Raw genomic sequence first — 21,988 nt, forward strand, 5'->3', positions numbered from 1 at the left:
TTTCCCCAGAGTTGTCATCAATCCGTCGCGTAGACGCACAGCGGCGGCCGGTGTTCCCGGCCGCGGCATGCAACACAGATTGGGGGCGAAGCGCACCGGACTCAAGTCCGGCGTGTAGCGAAATGCGTCAGAAGCTCGCCGAGACGCTCAACATCACGATCGGTTCGAGGCGATTGACCGGGTCGTCGTCCCCGGAGGCCTGCTGCACCGGGAAATTCGCCAGTTCCTGGTGGCGGCCGAGCAGGTTGAGGCCGGTCAGCCGCACTTCCAGCGTCTGTCCGCCGTCCAGACGGAACTCGCGCGCGATGCTGGCGTCCAGCGTCGTGTAGTCCGGTACGGTGTAATGGAAGCTCGGCGAGAAGCCATTGCCGGCGCGCACCGGCCCGACGCGCAGCAGGGTCAGCGCGCTCTGCCATGCGCCCATGCGCTGCAGCCAGGTGATGCTCGCCGAATACGGCGCGACGCTGTCGGCGGTGCCGTCGTCGTCGGTGCGCACGCGCATCATCGTGTGGCGCAGCAGCAGCGTGCCGTCGTTCCACGGCTTGAAGTCGAACTGCGTCTCGATGCCTTCGATCTTCACCGTGCCATGGCTGTTTCCCCACTGCGAAGGCGGCAGGAAGCGCTGCACGAGCCCCTGGAACGGATTATCGATCGGAACCTCGGCCTGCTCGCGCACGAGCTGATCGCGGATGCGCTCCTGGAACACGCGCACGTCGAGGCTGCCCTGCACAGCGGGGAAGCGGCGCGCATGGCCGATCTCGAAGGTGTCGAGGCGCGCCGGGTCGATTCCCGGGTTGGGTACGAAGCGGTGCTGCAACAGCAGGCCGGCGATTGGCGTGCCGGCCGGCGCGAAGATGCGCACGTCGCTATAGCGGCCGAACACCCCCGGGTTGCGCCACGCGCGCGCGTATCCGGCGCGCCAGGTTTCGGCTTCGTTCGGCAGCCAGTTGAGGAACACGCGCGGCGACAGGCGGGTCCGGTCGTGTTGGAAGCGCTCCGCCATCGCGCCGAAGTTCCATTGCCACTGCGGTGCCGCCCGCCATTCGAGGTTCGCGTATACGCGCCGGCTTTCCTCGGCCGGATCGGAGCGGCCGAAGAAGATGAACGGTGCATGGACCTGGTCGCGCCGCCACTCCGCGCCCCAGCTCAGCCGCAAGCCCTGCAGGGGCGAGAGGTTGTGCTGGAATTCGAGGTTCTGGCGCCGTGTCGTGAAGTTGTCGTTCACCGGAATCGAGGCGGGGCCAAGGATCGCCTGCAACGGTCCCGTGTTGACCGCCCACTCGTTGCTGGTGTGCTCGTACGCGTAGTAACCCGACAGCAGGAACTCCTCGTCCGGGCTGACGGCATGGCGCCAGCGCAGGTGGCCGAAGTGCTCGCGCGTGTCCATGTCGCGCTCGGGGTGGGAGTTGAACGGCGTGTTCGGATAACCCGTTCCGCGCGCGATGTCGGTGAGGCCGGCGAGCAGGCTCAGCTCGTCGTGTTCGCCCAGCTGCAGGTCGCTGCGCAGGGTCACGCGGTGGCGGTCACGGCTGTCGTTGAGGTCGTGCACGCCCTCGTCGCGCAGGTGCTGCGCCGTGATGCGCAGGCCCAGGGGCCCCGAATGCGTGACCACGCGGCCGCTGACCTCGGAATATTCCCCCGTGCCGCCCGCGACCGAGACCGTCGCGCCGCTCTCCTCCGCCGTGTGGCGCGTGATGATGTTCACGACCCCCATGTAGGCGTTGGTGCCATAGGAGGCCGCATCGGTGCCGCGCACCACCTCGATGCGCTCGATGTCCTCGATCGCCAGCGGGAAGGAATTGCGCCCGAAGCTGCCGAAATAGGCCGCGCTCACCGAGCGTCCGTCGATGAGGATCTGCAGCTCCTGCGGCACGTCACGATTCGGCCCGTGGTAGCTCACCCACTGCTCGCTGCCGCGTTCCTTCGCCACCAGCATGCCCGGCACCAGGCGCAGCAGGCGGTCCAGGCTGCGGTAACCGGTCGCGCGGATCGTCTCGCGGTCGAGCACGGTCAGTGCCGCGGGCACCTCGTTCTGCGGCCGTGGCATGCGCGACACGGTGAGCACCACCGGGAGCGAGTCGAAATAGCTCGATTCCGGAATCAGCGGATCCGGCGAGGTTTCCGGCCCGACGCCGGACTGGGCGGCCGCGATGCAGGAGCACGCGGCGATCGAAGCCGCAGCGACGGCGCGTGAATATAAGCAGAAAGACATAGATTGTTATTGTTCGAAGCCCCGCGGCGCGGGGCATTGACGCAAACCGGAGTATAAGCTGCGGCGAGTCGTCGCGGTTGCGGGAGGTGTCCCGATCTGCCCATGCGGAGTAACATCTTCGGCGCAAGCCAACGCCCAGCGCACCCCCATGACCCTCACCGATCTCCGCTATCTCATCGCCCTCGCCCACGAGCGCCACTTCGGCCGCGCCGCCGAGAAGTGCCATGTCAGCCAGCCCACGCTCTCGGTCGCGATCAAGAAAGTCGAGGACGAGCTCGGCGTGCAGCTGTTCGAGCGCAGCGCGACCGAGGTCAAGATCACCTCCACCGGCCAGCGCATCGTCGCCCAGGCCGAGAAGGTGCTGATGGAGGCGGCGCAGATCCCCGAGATCGCCGCCGCCGGCAAGGATCCGCTGTCCGGGCCGCTGCGCCTCGGCGTGATCTACACCATCGCGCCCTACCTGCTGCCGCGGCTGATTCCACGCGTGCACAAGCTCGCGCCGCGCATGCCGCTGATCATCCACGAAAACTACACCACGCGGCTCCTCGAGGCGCTCAAGCGCGGCGAACTCGACGTCATCGTGCTGTCGCTGCCCTTCGACGAGGCGGGCGTGGTCGCCCAGCCGGTGTATGACGAACCCTTCCGCGTGCTGATGCCCGCGACCCACCCCTGGACGGCGCTGGAGCACATCGACCCCGACAAGCTCGCCGACGACCAGCTGCTGCTGCTCGGGGCGGGCAACTGCTTCCGCGACCAGGTGCTCGAAGTGTGCCCGCACTGCCGCAGCGTCAGCGGTCTGCAGCGCACGCTGGAAGGCAGCTCGCTGGAGACGATCCGCCACATGGTCGCTACCGGCCTCGGCGTCACCGTGCTGCCCAGCACCGCCGCCGACGACCTGCCGGCGCAGAACGCACTGGTCGCCGTGCGGCCCTTCTCCGACCCCGAGCCCTCGCGACGGGTCGTGCTCGCGTGGCGCGTCACCTACCCGCGCAGCGGTGCGATCGACGTCCTGCGAACCGCCATCCTCGAGAGCGAGCTGCCCGGCGTGCGCCCGATCGGTCGTGCGGTGCCGCTGGAGCTCGCCTGACGAAGCGGAAACATCCGTGCGCCCCAAGCCTGCGTAGGGCGGGAGGAGCGCAGCGTATCCCGCCAATCCAGCGCCAGGAGGCGGCACGAACGCCGCGTGGTGGGATGCGCTGCGCTCCTCCCACCCTACGATCCGTGCCTTCACGAACAATTTCCGAACCAAGCTGACGACACGCGCATTCACGCGATCGCCCTCGCGGGCGTGAACGATTGCCTCGCCCTCGCTCGCATTGGGGGCTAGGTTGAAACCATGCCTTCCCCGGGGGAGCGCCGTGGCTGCACCGCTCATGATCGTCGGCACCGGCTTCGCCGGCTACGCGCTGTTGCGTGCCTTGCGCCAGCGCGACCGCCACTGCGCGATCCACATGATCGGCGCCGACGACGCCTCGGCCTACTCCAAGGACCAGCTCCCCGCGGGACTCGCGCATCGGCGCGACGCTGACGAACTGGTGATCGCGACCGCGGAGCAGATGGCCTACCGCTTCGAGGCCACCATCACCCCGCGCCGCCGTGCGCTGGCGATCGACCTCGCCGGCCGCGTGCTGCGCACCGACAACCCCGCACAACCGGAGCAGCCCTGGTCGCAACTGGTGCTCGCGACGGGCGCGGAATCGGTCCGGCCGGCGAACGTGCGCGGCAGCGCCGCAGCGGCCGTCCTCACCGTCGGCAGCCTCGCCGAGTACGCCTACCTGCGTTCCGAACTCGCCGGGCGCGGGCGCGTCGCCGTCCTCGGCGGCGGCATTCGCGGCTGCGAGCTGGCGGAAAGCCTCAAGCGCGGCGGCTGCGACGTGAGCCTGCTGGACGCGGGCCCGAACCTGCTCGGAGGACGGGTTCCCGCCTTGTGTGCGCAACGCATCGCCGACGCGCTCGCGGCGGCCGGCGTCCGCATCCGCATCGAGGACGGCGTGCAGCGCATCGACCAGGGCATGCACGAGCTCGAGGTCACGACCCTGGGCGGCCAGTCGCTCGCCGTCGACGTCGTCGTCGCCGCGCTGGGCTCGCGCCCGCGCGTGCAGCTCGCAAGGGCCGCGGGGCTGGATGTCGCAGCGGGCATCGTCGTCGATGCGCTCATGCGCAGTTCGGCCGAGGGCATCCACGCGCTGGGCGGCTGCGCGGAATTCGAGGGACGCGTGTTCGAGCTCGGGGAAGACATCGAAACCGGTGCGCAGGTGCTTGCCGACGTGCTCGCGGGACACGCTGCACGCATGCGCTGGAAGGCGCGCGTGCGGCGCCTGAACCTGGAGTGCTGCCCGGTGGCGCTGTGCGAACCGCCGCCGGTCGCCGGCGAATGGCACGAATCGGCCACCGCCCGCGGCGTGCGCGCGCTGTTCCATGACCGCGCAGGGGCGCTGCGCGGCTTCGCGCTGGTGGGGGAGCCGGTCGGCGAAAGCGGCAGCCTGCTCGGACGCGTCGCGCGCTGACGCGCGCGACCGGGTTCAGGCTTCCTTGCGCGCCCGCGGGCTGGCCTTGCGTGCGGCGGGCTTGGCCTTCGCGGCCGAATCGGCCGCCGCGCCTTCCTTGCCGGCTCCGTCGCCCGCCTTGGCCTTCGCTCCGGCCTTGGGGGTCTTCGGCTCGAACTCGAAGCCCACCTTGCCGTCCGCTCCACGCACGAGGAAGGCCGAGAACTTGCGCTTGGTGCGCGTCGACACGAAGCCCTTGAGCAGGTCGGTGCGGCCGTCGGCAAGCAGCTTGGTCATCTGCTCGCGCTCGACCGGTTGCTGCAGGATCACCTTGCCCGAGCGAAAGTCGCAGGCCTTCTCCGGCCCCACCGATTTCGCGCACACGTAGGCCATGCCGTGCTCGTACACCGGCGAGGCGCACTTCGGGCACGCGCCCAGCGCCTCCTGGCCGGAGAAATCGACCGGCTCGGCGCCCTCGCCGTCGTCCTTCGGCTGGCCGAAGTCGAACTCCGGCTGCTTGTCGTCGTTGAGGCGGATCTCGGCGTTGAAGAGCCGCCCCATCTTGCTGCGGAAGCCCATCAACGGCCCGACCTTGCCCTCGCGCAGCAGGGTCTCGATCTCGTCGATCTCGAACTGCCGCCCGGCGACGATCTTCCACGCGCTCCAGTCGCAGCCCTGACAGGCGAACTTCTTGTAGTTCTCCTTCACCACGCCGCCGCACTTCGGGCACGGCGTCGCCAGCGTGACGAAGTCGCCCGGCACCGTGTCGGATTCGTAGCGCTTGGCACGCTCGACGACCTCGCGCGCCATCTCGGCGATCTCGCGCATGAACTCGGGGCGCGACAGCTGGCCGCGCTCCATCTGCGCGAGCTTGTGCTCCCATTCGCCGGTGAGCTCCGGCGAAGTCAGCGCCGACACGTCCAGGCCCTTCAGCAGCGTGATGAGCGAGAAGGCCTTGGCGCTCGGGATCAGCTCGCGGCCCTCGCGGTGGATGTACTGCTCGGCGATCAGGCCCTCGATGATCTGCGCGCGCGTGGCCGGGGTGCCGAGGCCGCGTTCGGCCATCGCCGCGCGCAGCTCCTCGTCGTCGACCATCTTGCCCGCGCCCTCCATCGCCGAGAGCAGGGTCGCTTCGTTGTAGCGCGCGGGCGGCTTGGTCACGAGCGATTTCACGAGGATGTCGTCGGTCGACACCGTCTCGTTCGGCTGCACCGCGCACAGCTGCGCGCCGCCGCCGCCGTCCTCGTCGTCCTTGACGCCTTCCTTGCCGTACACCGCGAGCCAGCCCGCATTCACCAGCACCTTGCCCTCGGTCTTGAAGGCCTCGCCCGCGACGCGCGTGATGCGCGTCGTCACGCGGTACTCGGCCGCCGGGTAGAACACCGACAGGAAGCGCCGCGTCACCAGGTCGTAGATCTTGTGCTCGGCTTCCGACAGGCTCTTCGGCACGGTGCCGGTCGGGATGATCGCGAAGTGGTCGGAGATCTTGGCGTTGTTGAAGATGCGCTTGTTCGGCTTCACCCAGCCCTGCTTCGCGATCTCGTTCGCGAAGGGCGCGTACTCGATCGGCAGCGCACGCATCACGTCCTTGACCGAGCCGAGGTAGTCCTCCGGCAGCGCGCGCGAATCGGTACGCGGGTAGGTCAGCACCTTGTGCTTCTCGTACAGCGCCTGCGCGATCTGCAGCGTCACGCGCGCCGAGAAGCCGAAGCGGCCGTTGGCCTCGCGCTGCAGGCTGGTGAGGTCGAAGAGCAGCGGCGACAGCTGGGTCGAGGGCTTGGATTCCTCCGTGACCGTGCCGGGCTTGCCGTCGCACTTCGCCTTGATGGCCTCGGCCTGGGCCTTGTCCCACAGGCGGAATGCGGTCGCGTGCTCGTCGCCCTCGGGCTTCCTGAACTTCTCGTCGAACCAGCGCCCCGCATAGCTGCCGGCCTGGCAGCCGAAGGAGGCCTCCAGTTCCCAGTAGTCGCGCGGCTTGAACTGGCGGATCTTCTGCTCGCGCTCGACGACGATCGCCAGCGTCGGCGTCTGCACGCGCCCGACCGTGGTGAGGTGGAAGCCGCCGGTCTTGGAGTTGAACGCGGTCATTGCGCGCGTGCCGTTGATGCCGATCAGCCAGTCGCTCTCGGCGCGGCACACCGCGGCCTGGCGCAGGCCCTCGACCTCCTGCGCCGAGCGCAGCTGGGCGAAACCGTCGCGGATCGCGTTCGCCGTCATCGACTGCAGCCACAGGCGGCGCACCGGCTTGTCGCTCTTGGCGTGCTGCACGATGAAGTTGAAGATCAGCTCGCCCTCGCGGCCCGCGTCACAGGCGTTGATCAGGCCGGTGACGTCCTTGCGCTTGATCAGCCGCGTCAGCAGCTTGAGGCGGTCGTCGGTCTTCTCGATGGGTTTCAGCGCGAACTGCGGCGGGATCACCGGCAGGTGGGCGAAGGTCCATTTGCCGCGCTTGACCTCGTACTCGTCGGGCACCACCAGCTCGAGCAGGTGGCCGACGGCCGATGAGAGCACGTACTCGTCGGACTCGAAGTAGTCCTTTTCCTTGGTGAAGCCGCCCAGCGCGCGGGCGATGTCCTGCGCGACCGAAGGTTTCTCCGCGATGATCAGTTGCTTGCTCATGCCGCTTGGCCGCCTTGGAAAACCCTGCCGGTTTTCATGTATGGGGTGATCGAGCGGCGCATGATAAGCAGGCCGCCGTCAAGGGTGCAAGCGCCGCCGGCTCGCTCAGTGCAGCAACAGCCCGCCTTCTTCGGCTTCTTCGCCGAGCAATTCATCGACGATCAGGCTGTCGAGCGGCAGCTCGCGCTGCCACAGCACCATCAGCACGATCACCTTCAGGCGGGCGAGGCTGGCCGTGACACCGTTCAGCGCTAGGGTACGCTCGATGATGATCTCGCGCGTTCCGGCGTCGAGGGCACCAGCATTCTCCAGGAAGGCGAGGAAGCCGCGGCACTCGGGGCCGAGCCGCGCCTCTTCCTCGGCCGCATACACGCGGAAGGCGCCCGCGGCGGGGGTCGTCGCGAGCGGCGAGGCATCGGAGATGCTGCGCAGGCCCGAAAGCCAGTCGAGGGCTTCGGTGATCTCGTCCTCCTCGAAACCGGCCGCCGAAAGCTTGCGGGCGAGCTGGTCGATTTCGGGGCAGGCGGCGGCGTGAACGTAGTTCTCGAAGAGGTATACAAGGATGTCGAACATGGCGGCACACCGTCAGTCATTGGCGCTGGAAGCGCCCGCCGGGGAGTCGGCTGATCCGCCCGTCGAGCTCCAGTGACAGCAGAATGGCGTAGAGCGCATCGAGCGTCAAGCCGCTGCGTGCGGCCAGGGTGTCGACATCGAGCGGGTCGTGCCCCAGGGCGTCGAGCACCGCGGCCTGCTCCGGCGGCAGGCCTGCCTCTGGCGCAGGCGGGGGGAACAGGGCTTGCGAAGCGTCCTCCGCGGCGCGCTTGCGTCCCCGTGCCGCGCTGCGCGGGGACGGCTGCACGGGTGGCCTCGCGCTCTCGCCCCAGGCGAGTTCGTCGAGCACGTCGGCGGCCGTCTCGACCAGCTTGGCGCCGTCGCGGATCAGGCGGTGGCAGCCGCGCGCGAGCGGCGAATGGATCGAGCCGGGGATCGCGAGCACTTCGCGCCCGCATTCGGATGCGAGCCGTGCGGTGATCAGCGAGCCGCTGCCGACGGCCGCCTCGACGACCAGCACGCCGCGCGCAAGGCCGGCGATGAGGCGGTTGCGGCGCGGGAAGTTGTGCGGCAGCGCGGGCGTCCCGAGCGGCAGTTCGCTGACGATGGCGCCGCGCAGGGCGATTTCGCGCGCGAGCGCCTGGTGGCGGGCGGGATAGACGCGGTCTGCACCGGTGCCGATGACCGCGACGGTCTTGCCGTCGGCCTGCTCGAGCGCCCCGCGGTGGGCCGCGGCGTCGATGCCGAGCGCAAGGCCGCTGACGATCGTGAGGCCGGCGCCGGCGAGGTGTTGGGCAAAGGCCTGGGCGTTCGCGACGCCGCCCGGCGTCGCCGAGCGGGCGCCGACGATGGCGAGCGCGTTCGACGACAGCAGGGCCGGATCGCCCTTCACGTACAGCAGCACCGGCGGGTCGGGGATCTCGAGCAGGCCGCGCGGATAGGCGGTGTCGCCGAGGGTGAGGATGTGGTTGCCCGGTTCCGCGGCCCACGCGAGGGCCGCGGCGATGCGCGCCTCGTCGGGCGCGGCGAGGAGGAGATCGGCGGTGTCCGCGCCGGCCACCGCGGCGACCGCGCTGCGCCCGGCGGCGAAGACCTGCGCGGGCAGTCCGAACGCCGCGAGCAGGCTGCGCTGGCGTTCGGGGCCGATGCCGGGGAGGAGGGTCAGCCGCAGCCAGGCGGCGAGATCGTCCTCCACGGCTGGAACGTCAGGGCTTGCGCACGCTGTCGCCGACCGAAACCTGGCCGTCGGTTTCCATCACCAGGGCGTAGGACACGCGGTCGAACACGCGGAACACGAAGGCGAGGCCGTAGCGCTTCTCCGGCAGGTTGTAGGTTTCCTTGTTGCCGTCGTCGTCCTTGTACACGACCGAGCCGCGATTGCGGTGCAGTGCCAGCACGTGGCCGCGCTCGATGCCTTCGCGTGCGCCGACGTTGAGCGTCACCACATGATTGCGGCCGGTTTCGGCGACGCCGCGGTAGATGCCGATCAGGCGGCCGGCAACCTGGCTCTCAGGCGCGTGCGGCATGTACGAGAAGATCTCGGGCTTGTCGCTGACCAGCAGGCGGTCGCCGGTGCCGATCTCCTCGACCGCGCTGAGGATCTCGAGCGTGGCCGGCGTGCCGTTCTCGGTGACGCGCGCGGCGCCGAGGTACATGGCCTCGTAACCGAGGACTTCCTTGGTGACCGGGTCGACGAGCGGCTTGGCCGGGCGCAGCACCTGCCAGACCTTCTGGTCTTCCTTGATGTTCTTGGCGAAGATCGTGTCGCCGGGGCCCATGTAGACGCGGCTCGTCTCGGTCGCGACCACGGTGCCCGCGTCGGCCAGGCGTGCTTCGTCAACGACCAGCGGCTTGGTCAGGAAGGGCTCGATGTCCTGCATCGGGATGCTGGCCACGGCGTCCCTGAGGTCTTCGTGATAGGCCTGCGGCTGCAGTTTCTGGTCGCCGACGCGACGGCCGATCGACAGGTAGGGGCCGCTGCGGTCGAGCACGATGATCTGGCCGGGGTAGATCAGGTGCGGGTTGCGGATCTGGTCGCGGTTGAGCCGCCACACTTCGGGCCAGCGCCAGGGTTCCTTGAGGAACTTGCCCGAGATTCCCCACAGCGTGTCGCCGCGCACGACCGTGTGGCTGTCGGGGGCGTCGTCGGCGATCGTGGCCGGTGCCGCGAGCGCGGGCGCGCCGAGAAGGGTCGCTACGCTGAAGAGGAGAGGGAATATAATGCGGGTCATCGCTCGCTTCCGATTGGAACGGACCGGATTTTCCGCTACCGGAACGCGTTCCGCCGGTCGAGGATCCAATCCGCAGACTCGATTCGAATGCCGGGGCGACCCCGACAGCATGCCAAAGCACTTGAAATTCTGCACGTAATGACTTAACCCGGCAAGCATTTATGGCGCTACTACCGATCCTTCGCTATCCCGACCCCCGTTTGCACACGCGCGCCGCCCCGGTCGCGCAGGTGGACGATTCGATCCGTCAGCTCGTCAAGGACATGGCCGAGACGATGTACGAGGCGCCCGGCATCGGGCTCGCGGCGACCCAGGTCGATGTGCACAAGCGGGTGGTGGTGATCGACGTCAGCGAGGATCGCTCCGACCTGCGCGTGTTCATCAACGCCGAGATCCTCGAGAAATCCGGCGAGCACATCGGCGAGGAAGGCTGCCTGTCCGTGCCCGGCATCTACGAGAGTGTGCGTCGCGCCGAGCGCGTGCGCGTGAAGGCGCTCGACGCCGACGGCAAGCCCTTCGAGCTGGAGGCCGACGGCCTGCTGGCGGTGTGCATCCAGCACGAGCTCGATCACCTCGAAGGCAAGGTCTTCGTCGAATACCTGTCGCCGTTGAAGCTCGGCCGCATCAAGACGCGGCTGGCGAAGAAAGCGCGGATCACCGCGTGAGCGCGGCCGCTCCGCTGCGCGTTGCCTTCGCGGGCACGCCCGAATTCGCCGCCGCGGCGCTGGAGGCGATCCTCGCCGCGGGTTTCGAGGTGCCGCTGGTGCTGACCCAGCCGGACCGCCCGGCCGGGCGGGGTATGAAACTCACCGCGAGCCCGGTCAAGCAGGTCGCGCTGGCGCACGGCATCGCCGTCGACCAGCCCGAGAAGCTGCGCACCGAGGAGCAGCGCGCGGCGCTCGCCGCCTGCGCGCCGGACATCCTCGTCGTCGCGGCCTACGGCCTGTTGCTGCCGCCGGCGGTGCTGGAGCTGCCGCGCCTGGGCTGCATCAACATCCACGCCTCGCTGCTGCCGCGCTGGCGCGGCGCGGCGCCGATCCATCGCGCGATCGAGGCGGGCGATGCCGAGACGGGCATTACGATCATGCAGATGGACGAGGGCCTCGATACCGGCGCGATGCTGATGAGGCGTGCGCTGGCGATCGGCCCCGACGAGACGACGGCGACGCTGCACGACCGCCTCGCCGCGCTGGGCGCCGAGATGGTGGTGGAGGCGTTGCGCGCGCTGCCGCAGGGCACGCTCAAGGCCGAGCCCCAGCCCGAGGCCGGCGTGACCTACGCGGCAAAGATCGGCAAGGCCGAGGCGGCGATCGACTGGTGCCGTCCGGCGGTCGAGATCGGCCGCGCGGTGCGGGCTTTCAATCCCTTCCCGGGCGCGGTCGGCACGCTGCGCGAGGTTGCCGTGAAGGTCTGGCGCGCAGAGCCCGTCGCCGGAACCGGCGAGCCGGGTACGGTGCTGTCGGCGGACGACTCCGGCGTCGTCGTCGCCTGCGGCGAAGGCGCGCTGCGCCTCGTCGAATTGCAGAAGCCGGGCAGCCGGCGCATGCCCGTCGGGGAATTTCTGCGCGGATTCCCGGTCAGTGCAGGCGAACGCTTCGGCAGCGGAGCCTGAGGGCGCGCGGGGAGAAATCCCCGCCCCGCATTGAAGCCGCGGCGTTCGGCCCCACATGGGGTCATACAAGCCCAATCACTGAGGAAGGAAATACGCACATGTTCGGCAACTGGCTCAAGACCTCGATCCTGATGGCAGGTATCGTCGCCCTGTTCGGTGCCGTGGGTGGCATGCTCGGCGGCAAGCAGGGCATGCTGATCGCGCTGCTGTTCGGCGGCGCGATGAACGTGTGGGCCTACTGGTTCTCCGACAAGATGGTGCTGCGCATGTACAACGCGCGCGAAGTCGACGAGACCAGCTCGCCCTACCTGTACAACATGGTGCGCGGGCTCGCGCAGCGCGGCGGCCTGCCGATGCCCAAGGTGTACATCATCGACGAGGACCAGCCCAACGCCTTCGCCACCGGGCGCAACCCGGACCACGCGGCGGTCGCGGCGACCAGCGGCATCATCCGCATGCTGTCCGAGCGCGAGCTGCGCGGCGTGATGGCGCACGAGCTGGCGCACGTGAAGAACCGCGACATCCTGATCTCGACGATCTCGGCGACGGTGGCCGGCGCGATCTCGATGCTGGCGCAGTTCGGTATGTTCTTCGGCGGCAGCCGCGACGACGAGCGCCCCAATCCGGTGCTGTCCATCCTCGTGATGATCCTCGCCCCGCTGGCGGCGATGATCATCCAGATGGCGATCTCGCGCACCCGCGAGTTCGGCGCGGACCGCGGCGGCGCGGAAATCTCGGGCGACCCCGAGGCGCTCGCGAGCGCGCTGGCGAAGATCGACGCCTACGCGCGTGGCATCCCGATGCACGCCGCCGAGGCGCATCCCGAGACCGCGCAGATGATGATCATGAACCCGCTGTCGGGCGGCGGCCTGCGCGGGCTGTTCTCGACCCACCCGTCCACGCAGGAGCGTGTCGCCCGCCTGCGCGAGATGATGGTGCGTCGCTAGGCTTCCCATCCTTGTCCGGTGGGAGCGGCTTCAGCCGCGCAACGGTCCCGTTCGCGGCTGAAGCCGCTCCCACGCAGACGGGTCGCGCTGCGGATCGTGAAGCGCCGCAGCGTCCGCGCTGGACCGACCGGCTGCGCGGCTCGGTCCGCGCCAAGCTGCTCGCGCTGGTGCTGGCCCCGTTGGTGGCCGGGGTGCCGGTGCTGCTGGGGCTGGTATGGACCTGGGGCAGCGAGGGCTACGAGCGCCTGCTGAACTTCAAGATCAGTTCCGACCTCGTCACCGCGCACGAGTATTTCGATCGCGTGCGCATCGGCGTCGGGAGCGACGTGCAGGCGCTCGCCGAGTCGCACCGCCTGGTCGGGCTGCTCGCCGCGCAACCGTCCGCGCTGCCGGCACTGCTCGCGGAGCTCGCCCCGGCGCGGCGCCTGGACTTCCTGCTGCTGCTCGACCGCGAGGGCCGTCCGCTGGCGGCGTCGCAGCCGCTCGCGGGCGCGGCAACCCCGCGCCTCGTCTGGCCGGCGGTGGCGTCGGCGCTGAATGGCTCCGCGTTGACGACGGTAGAACGATTCGCGCCCGAGGCGCTCCAATATTTGTCCCCGGCGCTGCGCGAGCGCGCGTGGCTGCCGCTGGTGGAAACGCGTGCGGCCGCACCCGATGCGCGCACCGCAGAGGACCGGGGACTGGTGATTCACGCCGCCGCACCGGTGTATGACGAAAAGCGCAACCTCGTGGGCGTGCTCGAGGGCGGCGTGCTGCTCAACGGCAATCTGGAAATGGTCGACCGCATCAACGCCATCGTCTATCGCGACGGCTCGCTGCCGCTCGGCAGTCGCGGGACCGCCACCCTGTTCCTCGACGACACGCGCATCGCCACCAACGTGCGCCTGTTCGGCGACACGCGGGCGCTCGGCACGCGCGTGTCGCAGGCGGTGCGCGAGCGCGTGCTGGGGCGCGGCGAGACCTGGCTGGGCACGGCCTTCGTCGTGAACGACGATTACGTCTCGGGCTACGAGCCGATCGCGGACGGCCGCGGCGAGCGGGTCGGGATGCTGTACGTGGGTTTCCTCGAGGAGCCCTTTCGCAGCGCGGGGCGCATGGCGATGGGGGCGCTGTTCGCACTGTTCATCGCCATCAGCGCGGCCGGCGCGGTCCTCAGCCTGCGCTGGGCGCGCAGCGTGTTCCGGCCGATCGAGCGCATGAACGCGGTGATCCAGCGCGTCGAGCAGGGTGAAGCGGACGCGCGTGTCGGCGCCGTGGCGAGCCGCGACGAGCTGGGGCGGCTGGCGGGCGAGTTCGACCACCTGCTCGACACGCTGTCGGCCAAGCGCGAGGAATTGCAGCGCTGGGCCGAGGAGCTCGACTGCAAGGTCGCCGAGCGCACCGCGGAGCTGAGCGAGGCGAACGAAACCTTGCGGCGCGCGCAGCAGCAGCTGGTGATGAGCGAGAAGCTGGCGGCGATCGGCGAATTGACGGCGGGCGTCGCGCACGAGATCAACAATCCGGTGGCGGTGATCCAGGGCAACCTGGACGTGATGCGCGATGTGCTGGGGCCGGCCGCCGAGCCCGTGCGTCAGGAGATCCGCCTGATCCACGAGCAGACCGACCGCATCCGCCAGATCGTCACCAAGCTGCTGCAGTTCGCGCGCCCGGGCGAGTTTGCGGGGTACGCGGAGGCGGTGGATGTGAACGAGGTCGTGGCCGACTGCCTGTTCCTCACGCAGCACAACTTCGACCGCCGCGCGATCGAGGTCGCGACCGACTTCGGCGCCGGCGAGCGCATCGAGATCAACCGTAGCGAGCTGCAGCAGGTGCTGATCAACCTGATCGTGAACGCCGTGCAGGCGATGCCCGAGGGCGGCCGCCTGAGTCTCGCGACGACGGACTGGCGCGAGGACGGCACGGCGGTGGGTGCGGTGATCCGCGTGCGCGACACCGGCCAGGGCATCGCGCCGGAGGACCTGACGCACATCTTCGACCCCTTCTTCACGACCAAGAAGGGCAGCGGCACCGGTCTGGGCCTGTCGATCAGCTATACGATCGTCGAGCGCTACGGCGGCCGCATCGACGTCGACAGCCGGCCCGGCGAGGGCACGGAGTTCGCGCTGTGGCTGCGGCGCGACGCGCGCTATGACGAAACCCCGAGCGCTCCGGGGTTTTTGCGGCGCTGGTGAGCCGAAGTTGGGGCGCAGGCGGCGGATGCTCGGTTATTATCAAAATGTAACTGCAGGCCGGGCATTCGCAGAGACGAGCGACTCGTGAAAAGGACAGCGATGCAGCATGAGCGGGACGGGGGCGCGCCGGGCCACGGCGGAACTCCGGAATTCAACTGGCAGGCGCATTCGATCCTTATCGTCGATGACGAGGAGGGCATGCGCAGCTTCCTCGAGCGTGCGCTCAAGCCGCGCTGCGGCCTGGTGGAGACCGCGCCGGACGCCGAGCACGCGATGCGCCTGATGGCGCGCCTGCACTTCGACCTGCTGATCCTCGACATCGCGCTGCCGGGCAAGTCCGGTCTCGACTGGCTGCACGAGCTGCGCGAGTCGGGCTTCGTCGGCGACGTGATCCTGATCACCGCCTTCGCCGACCTCGACACCGCGATCAATGCGCTGCGCGGTGGGGCTTCGGATTTCATCCTCAAGCCCTTCCGTGTCGACCAGATCCTGAATTCGATCAAGAACTGCTTCCAGCGCGCCCACCTCGCGCGCGAAAACTTCATCCTGCGGCGCGAGCTCGCGGGCCTTTCGGCCGACGTCGAAGGCCTGGTCGGGCACTCGACGGCGATGGAGGAGCTGCGCACGGTGCTGCGGCGCGTCGCGCAGATGCCCAGCACGGTGCTGCTGCTGGGCGAATCGGGCACCGGCAAGGAGGTCGCGGCGCGCGCGCTGCACCGCATGAGTCCGCGCGCGCAGCGCCCCTTCGTGCCGGTGAATTGCCCGGCGATCGCCGCCGGGCTGATCGAGAGCGAACTCTTCGGCCACGTGAAGGGCGCCTTCACCGGCGCGACCGAGACGCGCAACGGGCTTTTCTACTATGCTCACGGCGGCACGCTCTTCCTCGACGAGATCAGCGAGCTGCCGCTGGCGCTGCAGACGCGCCTGCTGCGCGTTCTGGAGGAGCGCAGGCTGCGCCCGGTCGGCTCGGAGCGCGAGGTGCCGGTGGATGTGCGCATCATCGCGGCATCGAACCGCGACCTTGCTGCGGAGGTCGCCGCGGGGCGCTTCCGCCAGGACCTGTACTTCCGTCTGGCGGTGGTCGAGGTCGTGATCCCGCCGCTGCGCGAGCGTGTCGAGGACATCCCGGACCTGGTGCGCCACTTCATGCAGCAGCTGACGGCGCAGCTGGGGGTGCCGCCGCTAGCATTGTCGAACGCGCTGTTCGCGCGCCTCGAGGCCTACGGCTGGCCGGGCAACGTGAGGGAGCTGCGCAACTTCATCGAGCGCTCGCTGATCCTCGGCGGCTTCCCGGTGGAGGCGCTGGGCGCGCGTGGCGACGTGCTTGCGGGCGGCACGGATCTGCCGCTCGACGAGGTCGAGAAGCGCCACATCCTGCGCATGCTGGATGCATGTGGCGGGAACAAGTCGGAAGCGGCGCGGCGCCTGGGGGTGTCGCGCAAGACGCTGGAGCGCAAGTGCGCGGAGTGGGGCGAGTCGGTCGCGTGAGTGCGCGCCGGCGCTTGTGAGACAGGACAGAGCATTGAAAGTGATCGGATTTGCCGGCTGGTCCGGCAGCGGCAAGACTTCGCTGATCGAGAAGGTCGTCGCGGTGCTGAGCGGGCGCGGCCTCGACGTGTCGCTGATCAAGCACGCGCACCACAGTTTCGACATCGACCACGAAGGCAAGGACTCGTGGCGCCACCGCAATGCCGGTTGCCGCGAGGTGCTGATCAGCTCGGGGCGGCGCTGGTCGCTGATGCACGAGCTGCGCGGCGATCCGGAGCTGCCGTTGGACGAGCTGCTGCAGAAACTCTCGCCCTGCGACCTCGTGCTGGTCGAGGGCTTCAAGCGCGCGCAGATTCCCAAGATCGAGGTGCGCCGCACCGAGGTGCGCGAGGCGCCGTTCTACCTGCAGGACCCGCACATCGTCGCGGTCGCGACCGACGTCGAGCTCGACACCGCGTTGCCGCAGCTCGACATCAACGACCCGCAGGCGGTCGCGGACTTCGTCGTCGATTACGCGTTCAGGATGGTGCAGGCCTAGTCATGGCGCGGGCGGCCGGTCAGGGCCGCATCTCGCTGCAGGCTTGCTGGACGAGCTTCAGGCCCGCGCCGCCCAGGATCACGCCGACCGCGGCGGACAGCCGGTGCGAGTGCGCGGAGTACCAGCTCCGCACCGCCTCGCGCGAGAACAGGTAGGCGACCAGCCCGTACCAACTCAGCGCGTTCAGCAGGACGATCAGGATCGCTGCGCCGGACAGCCAGTCCGGGGGATCGGCGGGAAACGCCGCCGCGAAGATGCTGCCGAAGAATACGACGGCTTTCGGATTCGTGAGATTGGTCAGCAGGCCGACGCGAAAGGCACGGTCGTGCCGGCCGATGCCGCAATCCGGCGCCGTGCGCGCGGACAGGCAGAACTTCCCGCCCAACCATGTCAGGTAGGCACCTCCCGCCGCCTGTATCGCCGTGCGCACGTCCGGAAATGCGTCGAACAAGGCACCGACACCGGATACCGCGAGTGCCGCCCAGAGGGTGGAACCCGCGGCGATCCCTGCGGCAGCGCGCGCCGCGGCACTGCGCATTCCGGTGGCGGCGACCTGCATCACGAGGACGGTGTTCGCGCCCGGCGTCACCGTTGCGACGAGGTGCAGGATCCAGATGGTGGCGAGTGCGGAAAGCATCATGGATTTTCCGGCCGGAATGAGTATTTATATGTTATACGCATTATTGTTTTATCTTGCTTGACATGAAGTACAGCAAATTTGCGTAGTAACGAAAAATATTGACGCCGGGAATTGTTGTTACTACAATAAACATGAAAGCGCACATCGTCTGGGACGAGGCCAAGCGGCAGGGCAACCTCGACAAGCACGGCCTCGATTTCCTCGATGCGGTTCTGGTGCTGGACAGCCCCTATCGCCTGGACGTGGAATGTGTGCGCAGCGGCGAGAGCAGGACACAATCGTTCGCCTATGTATTCGATGTCCTGGCGGTTCTCACGGTGGTGCATGTGCAACGCGACGATGCCCGGCGGATCGTCAGTTTCCGCCCGGCAAGTGAGGTAGAAAGGAGCGCATATCATGACTGGCTCGAAAACGACTTCGACGACGCTCGACCGGATGCGGGCTGCGCGCGCGCGGGGCGAGAGCAGGACTGATGCGGTGAAGGTTCGCGCAGTGGCGCCCTACGTGTGGGACGGCGAGAGCGAAGACGAAAGGCCGTTGACGCGCGAAGAGATGCAGGCGGGTATCGCGGCGGACCGCAGACGACGCGGGCGGCCGGCGGGCAGCGACAAGGAGTCGACGACGATACGTCTCGACCGCGACATCCTCGCGGCGTTCCGCGCCAGCGGGCCCGGCTGGCAGACTCGCATGAATGCGGCGCTGCGCGACTGGCTCGAGACGCATACACCGACATGATCGGTGGTGGGCGTCCGGCGATTGCAGGCGGGGCAGTGCTCAACCCAGCGGTAGTAACCGTCCCAGCGCCGTGAGATCGTAGCCGCCGAGCTGCTGCGCGAGATCGTGCAGCTCGGCGCTGCCGAGGCGCGCGAGCAGACGCTGGAAGAGGTGGCGGAAGTAGATTTCCTTGGGCAGTGCGAGGTCCAGCGCTTCCCAGCCGAGCGGCAGGAAGTCGAGACCGAATTCCGTGGCGGTCGCGCGCGTGCCAGGGGTGCAGTCGGCGGCGTCGCGCACGAGCAAGGCGGCGGCTTCGCGTTCGCCATGCACGGTCGCGACGGCGCTGCAGTCGTCCGCGCGCAGGCCACGGGCCTTGAGTGACGAGGCGAGGAAGTGCGCGGCGCCCGACCCTGCTTCGCGCATCGCCCAGCGCACGTCGAAGGCGGCCAGCGTGTCGAGCTGGTCGATGCCGAGGCCGGGGCGCAGCAGCACGCCCTGCTCGCGCTGGCCGATGCGCACCAGCGTCCAGCGGGCGTGGCCGGGATGGGCGCGCAGCAGCGTCGCGTGGAGGGTGGCGCTGTGCTCGACGTCGCCCCAGTGCACCACGCTGAGGTCGGCGCGGCGGCGGGCGAGCTGTTCCAGGCCGGGCAGGGTCGCGGTCGGGCTATAGGCGACGAAGGCCTCGGCGCCGAGTTCGGCGGCGAGTTGGCGCACCGCGGCGGCGAGCAGCGCGTCGTCGCCCCCGGCGATCAGCAGGCGGTCGGTGAACACGCCGCCGTGCGCCTGTTCGAGCAGCCACTCGTCGAGCAGCCGGCGCGGGAACAGCCACTTGCCGCCGACGCGCGCGGCCGGGATCTCGCCGCTGTTGGCGAGCTCGTACAGTTTCTTCTCGTTGAGGTGCAGGTAGGCCGCCGCCTGCTTCGCGGTGAGGCAGGGGCTCTCCGGCGTGCCGGGCGGCTCGGGCGCGCTCATTGCTGCACGCCGTCGAGTTCGTCGCGCGTGTTGATGTTGCGGAAGGCGTCTTCCTCGTCGTCGAAGCGCACCTCGACGATCTTCAGCGTCGCGTACCAGAAGTCGATCTTGCGCCCGCCGCCGGCGAGGAAGGCGTCGAGGTGCGGGAGCACGTCGCGCCGGCACAGGCAGAACACCGGGTGGGGCTGGTCGAAGGTGCGCGCGACGGCGAGCTGCGCGCCGGCTGCCGCGAGGCCGCCGTGGAGGCGCGCGACGAGGTCGGCGGGGAGGAAGGGGGAATCGCACGGCGCGGTCGCGACCAGCGGGTGCTGCGCGCGTGCGAGCGCCGCGTGCAGCCCCGCGAGCGGCCCGGCGAAACCGCCGATGTCGTCGGGGAACACGGGGTAGCCGAAGTCGGCGTAGCGCCCGGCGTTCTGGTTGGCGTTGATGATCAGCTCGTCGACCTGGGGGCCGAAGCGCTCGATCACGTGCGCCACCATCGGCCGCCCGCGCAGCTCGACCAGGCCCTTGTCGACGCTGCCCATGCGCCGTCCCTGCCCGCCGGCGAGGATGACGCCGGTGATGCTTTCGCGCGTGCTCATCGCGTGAATCGCTCCTCGCCGGTGAATAGTAGGTAGTGCTTGCCCTGGGCGCGACCGATCATCGTCAGGCCGATCTTGCGCGCGATCTCCCAGCCCATCTGCGTGAGGCCGGAGCGCGAGACGAGGAAGGGGATGCCCATCTGCGCGGTCTTGATGACCATCTCGGAGGTGAGCCGGCCGGTCGTGTAGAAGATCTTGTCGCCGCCGTCGAGGCCGTCCAGCCACATCTGCCCGGCGATCGCGTCGACGGCGTTGTGGCGGCCGACGTCCTCGACGAACATCAGGATCTCGCAGCCGTCGGCGGTGGGCCGCGCGAGCGCGCAGCCGTGCACGGCGCCGGCCTGCTTGTAGATCGACTCGTGGTGGCGCACCGCGTCCATCAGCGCGTAGAGGGTCGCCTGCGTGAGCCTGCGGTCGGCCGGCAGATGGATCGCCTCGATCTCGTCCATCAGGCCGCCGAACACCGTACCCTGGCCGCAGCCGGTGGTGACGGTGCGGCTGCCGAGGCGCTCTTCGACGTCGATGAGGCCGTTGCGCGTCTTCACGGCGACGGCGTTGACCTCCCAGTCGACCTGTACCGCCTCGATGTCGTCGAGGCTCGCGACCAGGCGCTGATTGCGCAGCCAGCCTATCGTCAGCGCCTCGGGTGCGGCGCCCAGGGTCATCAGCGTGACGATCTCGCGTTTGTCCACATAGATCGTCAGCGGGAACTCGCCGGCGATCTGCGTCGGCACGTTGTCGCCGTTCTCGTCGACGGCCGGGATCGTCACCGTCAGCGGGTGGCTGGCGTGGCTGAGCAGCGGTCGGCGCGGCGTGTCGGGGGCGAGGGGCATGGGATTGGGCGGGTGGCTTCGAAGGGGTATTCTAGTGCGGCGCGCGGGAAATTCGCCAAGGACCGCGGTGCGTGTAACGGAGGGGATGGGCGAGTGGGAGCGGCTTCAGCCGCGAATCGGCGGTTTCGCATGCATTGCGGCCCATTCGCGGCTGAAGCCGCTCCCACGGGGAAAATCGGACATCGGCCAGCAGTCTGAAGCGCCCATTCGCGGCCGAAGCCGCTCCCACGGGAACATGGTCGGCGGTGTGCGGTTCGCCGCCAGCGGCCGCTTCGCCTATCCTAAGAAGGATCGAGTCACCCGGAGTTTGCCGCATGGATCGTTTTCCCCTCGCCGTCATCATGGAGCGCCGTCGCCTGCAGAGCCGCTGGGTGGACGAGGCGTGGGAGGCGGTCGGCGTGGTGCCGGCCTTCGGCGACAACCCCGCGGCGACGCGCCAGCTGGTCGCAGAGTCCGACCGCGACCAGTACCTCGTCGGCGGTTTCGCGCTCGAGCTGTTCCGCGACGAGGCGGACAACTACTTCCTCAACCTGAGTTCGCCGGTGCCCAAGGTGTTCGTGATGTGGCGCAAGGAGGACGGTGTCGCGCGGCCGCTCGCCGTCACGGTGAGCTACGGCGAGGCGGCGCGCCTGCTCGATTCGGGCGAGCAGGTTGACGGGGTGGCGATGCCGCGCGAGATCGCGGACTGGGTGGGCGAGTTCGTGAACCTGCACTACAAGCCGGCGCCGCGGAAAAAGATCCGCCGCAACGATCCGCTGGCGCAGGACCGGGGGCAGGCATGACCCGTTTCCTCGAACGCTGGTCGCGGCTGAAGCGCGGCGAGGCGAGCGCCCCCGTCTCTGCGGCGCCGGTGGTGCCGGCGGCCCCGAGCGCCGCAGGCGCGGCCTCCCCCGCAGTGCCGCCCGCGGCCGATGCCGCAATCCCGCCATCCCCTGCGGAAGCGGCGCTGCCGCCCATCGACAGCCTGGACCTCGCGGCGGACTTCAGCGCCTTCATGAAGGAGGAGGTCAGCGAAGCGCTGCGCCGCGCGGCCTTGCGCAAGCTCTTCAGCGATCCGCACTTCCATTTCGAGCGCATGGACAAGCTCGACATCTACATCGACGATTATTCGGTCAGCGATCCGATCCCGGCGGACGTGCTGCAGAAGCTGCGGCAGTTCGAGACCCTGCTCAAGGATGAGGAGGCGGAGGAGAGCGCCGTGCAGCCGCCCCCGCCGCAGGGGGGCGCCGATACCGAGCCTGGTCCGTCGCCCGCCACGGCGACGTCCGCAGGCGAGGACGACGACGACGGTCACGCGTCCTGGGCGCCGGATGCCGGCGCGGCCACGCCCGCACATCGCGCGTAGGAAATGCGACATTTTGGGGGCGCTGGGACTTTTAGTCCCGACGGATC

Annotated in this window: 21 protein-coding genes; 12 read left to right on the forward strand and 9 right to left on the reverse strand. The window is 69.2% G+C overall.

The genetic code is table 11. The features are described from left to right. Window positions 1-127: 127 nt before the first annotated feature. Window positions 128-2,212 carry a TonB-dependent receptor plug domain-containing protein gene (locus U5817_RS00320; RefSeq protein WP_407279311.1) on the reverse strand — a complete coding sequence of 695 codons (2,085 nt, stop codon included), beginning with the start codon at window positions 2,210-2,212 and terminating at the stop codon, window positions 128-130. Window positions 2,213-2,360: 148 nt separating this feature from the next. Here U5817_RS00320 and U5817_RS00325 point away from each other — a divergent pair, with 148 nt between their 5' ends. Both U5817_RS00325 and U5817_RS00330 read left to right on the forward strand, forming a co-directional pair. Continuing rightward, window positions 2,361-3,299 (forward strand): hydrogen peroxide-inducible genes activator, encoded by a 939-nt coding sequence (locus U5817_RS00325; protein WP_407279312.1) that lies wholly within the window; start codon window positions 2,361-2,363, stop codon window positions 3,297-3,299. 271 nt (window positions 3,300-3,570) lie between these two features. Next, window positions 3,571-4,719: an NAD(P)/FAD-dependent oxidoreductase gene (locus U5817_RS00330; RefSeq protein WP_407279313.1), complete on the forward strand. Its 1,149-nt coding sequence runs from the start codon at window positions 3,571-3,573 to the stop codon at window positions 4,717-4,719. A 15-nt stretch (window positions 4,720-4,734) separates the two neighbouring features. Here U5817_RS00330 and U5817_RS00335 read toward each other — a convergent pair whose 3' ends face one another. From U5817_RS00335 to U5817_RS00350, 4 genes are all read right to left on the reverse strand, one after another. Beyond that, complete coding sequence (locus U5817_RS00335; RefSeq protein WP_407279314.1) at window positions 4,735-7,317, reverse strand: DNA topoisomerase III; 2,583 nt, start codon at window positions 7,315-7,317, stop codon at window positions 4,735-4,737. Window positions 7,318-7,422: 105 nt separating this feature from the next. Continuing rightward, window positions 7,423-7,890 (reverse strand): DUF494 family protein, encoded by a 468-nt coding sequence (locus tag U5817_RS00340; protein ID WP_407279316.1) that lies wholly within the window; start codon window positions 7,888-7,890, stop codon window positions 7,423-7,425. A gap of 16 nt (window positions 7,891-7,906) precedes the next feature. After that, window positions 7,907-9,064 carry a DNA-processing protein DprA gene (dprA, locus tag U5817_RS00345; protein ID WP_407279317.1) on the reverse strand — a complete coding sequence of 386 codons (1,158 nt, stop codon included), beginning with the start codon at window positions 9,062-9,064 and terminating at the stop codon, window positions 7,907-7,909. A 10-nt stretch (window positions 9,065-9,074) separates the two neighbouring features. Then, window positions 9,075-10,100 (reverse strand): LysM peptidoglycan-binding domain-containing protein, encoded by a 1,026-nt coding sequence (locus U5817_RS00350; protein WP_169131403.1) that lies wholly within the window; start codon window positions 10,098-10,100, stop codon window positions 9,075-9,077. A 161-nt stretch (window positions 10,101-10,261) separates the two neighbouring features. Here U5817_RS00350 and def point away from each other — a divergent pair, with 161 nt between their 5' ends. The 6 genes from def to mobB all read left to right on the forward strand — a co-directional run bounded on the left by def (window position 10,262) and on the right by mobB (window position 16,856). After that, window positions 10,262-10,765, forward strand: coding sequence for a peptide deformylase (gene def, locus U5817_RS00355; protein ID WP_169131401.1), 504 nt, complete (start codon window positions 10,262-10,264; stop codon window positions 10,763-10,765). Then, window positions 10,762-11,712, forward strand: coding sequence for a methionyl-tRNA formyltransferase (gene fmt, locus U5817_RS00360; protein ID WP_407279318.1), 951 nt, complete (start codon window positions 10,762-10,764; stop codon window positions 11,710-11,712). The genes def and fmt overlap by 4 nt, the downstream gene beginning before the upstream one ends. Window positions 11,713-11,810: 98 nt before the next feature. Beyond that, window positions 11,811-12,659: a zinc metalloprotease HtpX gene (htpX, locus tag U5817_RS00365; RefSeq protein WP_169131397.1), complete on the forward strand. Its 849-nt coding sequence runs from the start codon at window positions 11,811-11,813 to the stop codon at window positions 12,657-12,659. Window positions 12,660-12,790: 131 nt separating this feature from the next. Beyond that, on the forward strand, window positions 12,791-14,830 hold the full coding sequence (locus U5817_RS00370) for a cache domain-containing protein (protein WP_407281136.1): 2,040 nt from the start codon (window positions 12,791-12,793) through the stop codon (window positions 14,828-14,830). Window positions 14,831-14,929: 99 nt separating this feature from the next. Further along, a complete protein-coding gene (locus tag U5817_RS00375; RefSeq protein ID WP_169131453.1) occupies window positions 14,930-16,318 on the forward strand; it encodes a sigma-54 dependent transcriptional regulator in 1,389 nt (462 codons plus the stop codon). 34 nt (window positions 16,319-16,352) lie between these two features. After that, a complete protein-coding gene (mobB, locus tag U5817_RS00380; RefSeq protein WP_407279319.1) occupies window positions 16,353-16,856 on the forward strand; it encodes a molybdopterin-guanine dinucleotide biosynthesis protein B in 504 nt (167 codons plus the stop codon). Between the two features lie 19 nt (window positions 16,857-16,875). Here the strand turns inward: mobB and U5817_RS00385 are convergent, their stop codons facing one another. Next, a complete protein-coding gene (locus tag U5817_RS00385; protein ID WP_407279320.1) occupies window positions 16,876-17,496 on the reverse strand; it encodes a LysE family translocator in 621 nt (206 codons plus the stop codon). Window positions 17,497-17,627: 131 nt separating this feature from the next. On the opposite strand from U5817_RS00385, the gene U5817_RS00390 reads away from it, so the two are divergent. Both U5817_RS00390 and U5817_RS00395 read left to right on the forward strand, forming a co-directional pair. Further along, window positions 17,628-17,969 carry a BrnT family toxin gene (locus U5817_RS00390; protein ID WP_169131391.1) on the forward strand — a complete coding sequence of 114 codons (342 nt, stop codon included), beginning with the start codon at window positions 17,628-17,630 and terminating at the stop codon, window positions 17,967-17,969. Between the two features lie 4 nt (window positions 17,970-17,973). Continuing rightward, a complete protein-coding gene (locus tag U5817_RS00395; RefSeq protein WP_339380092.1) occupies window positions 17,974-18,231 on the forward strand; it encodes a BrnA antitoxin family protein in 258 nt (85 codons plus the stop codon). 39 nt (window positions 18,232-18,270) lie between these two features. Here the strand turns inward: U5817_RS00395 and U5817_RS00400 are convergent, their stop codons facing one another. The 3 genes from U5817_RS00400 to U5817_RS00410 are packed head-to-tail and all read right to left on the reverse strand — an operon-like array spanning window position 18,271 to window position 20,596. After that, window positions 18,271-19,182: a substrate-binding domain-containing protein gene (locus tag U5817_RS00400; protein ID WP_407279321.1), complete on the reverse strand. Its 912-nt coding sequence runs from the start codon at window positions 19,180-19,182 to the stop codon at window positions 18,271-18,273. Then, window positions 19,179-19,763 carry a molybdenum cofactor guanylyltransferase MobA gene (gene mobA, locus U5817_RS00405; protein WP_169131385.1) on the reverse strand — a complete coding sequence of 195 codons (585 nt, stop codon included), beginning with the start codon at window positions 19,761-19,763 and terminating at the stop codon, window positions 19,179-19,181. Before mobA ends, U5817_RS00400 begins: the two co-directional genes overlap by 4 nt. Continuing rightward, entirely contained in the window at window positions 19,760-20,596 is an 837-nt protein-coding gene (locus tag U5817_RS00410; protein WP_407279322.1) for a formate dehydrogenase accessory sulfurtransferase FdhD, read from the reverse strand. The genes mobA and U5817_RS00410 overlap by 4 nt, the downstream gene beginning before the upstream one ends. A 314-nt stretch (window positions 20,597-20,910) precedes the next feature. On the opposite strand from U5817_RS00410, the gene U5817_RS00415 reads away from it, so the two are divergent. After that, window positions 20,911-21,378: a DUF3305 domain-containing protein gene (locus U5817_RS00415; RefSeq protein ID WP_407279323.1), complete on the forward strand. Its 468-nt coding sequence runs from the start codon at window positions 20,911-20,913 to the stop codon at window positions 21,376-21,378. Next, window positions 21,375-21,941 (forward strand): DUF3306 domain-containing protein, encoded by a 567-nt coding sequence (locus U5817_RS00420; protein ID WP_407279324.1) that lies wholly within the window; start codon window positions 21,375-21,377, stop codon window positions 21,939-21,941. Before U5817_RS00415 ends, U5817_RS00420 begins: the two co-directional genes overlap by 4 nt. Window positions 21,942-21,988 lie beyond the last annotated feature (47 nt).

The organism is Aromatoleum evansii (assembly GCF_045689615.1).
GTDB classification, from domain to species: Bacteria; Pseudomonadota; Gammaproteobacteria; order Burkholderiales; family Rhodocyclaceae; genus Aromatoleum; species Aromatoleum evansii.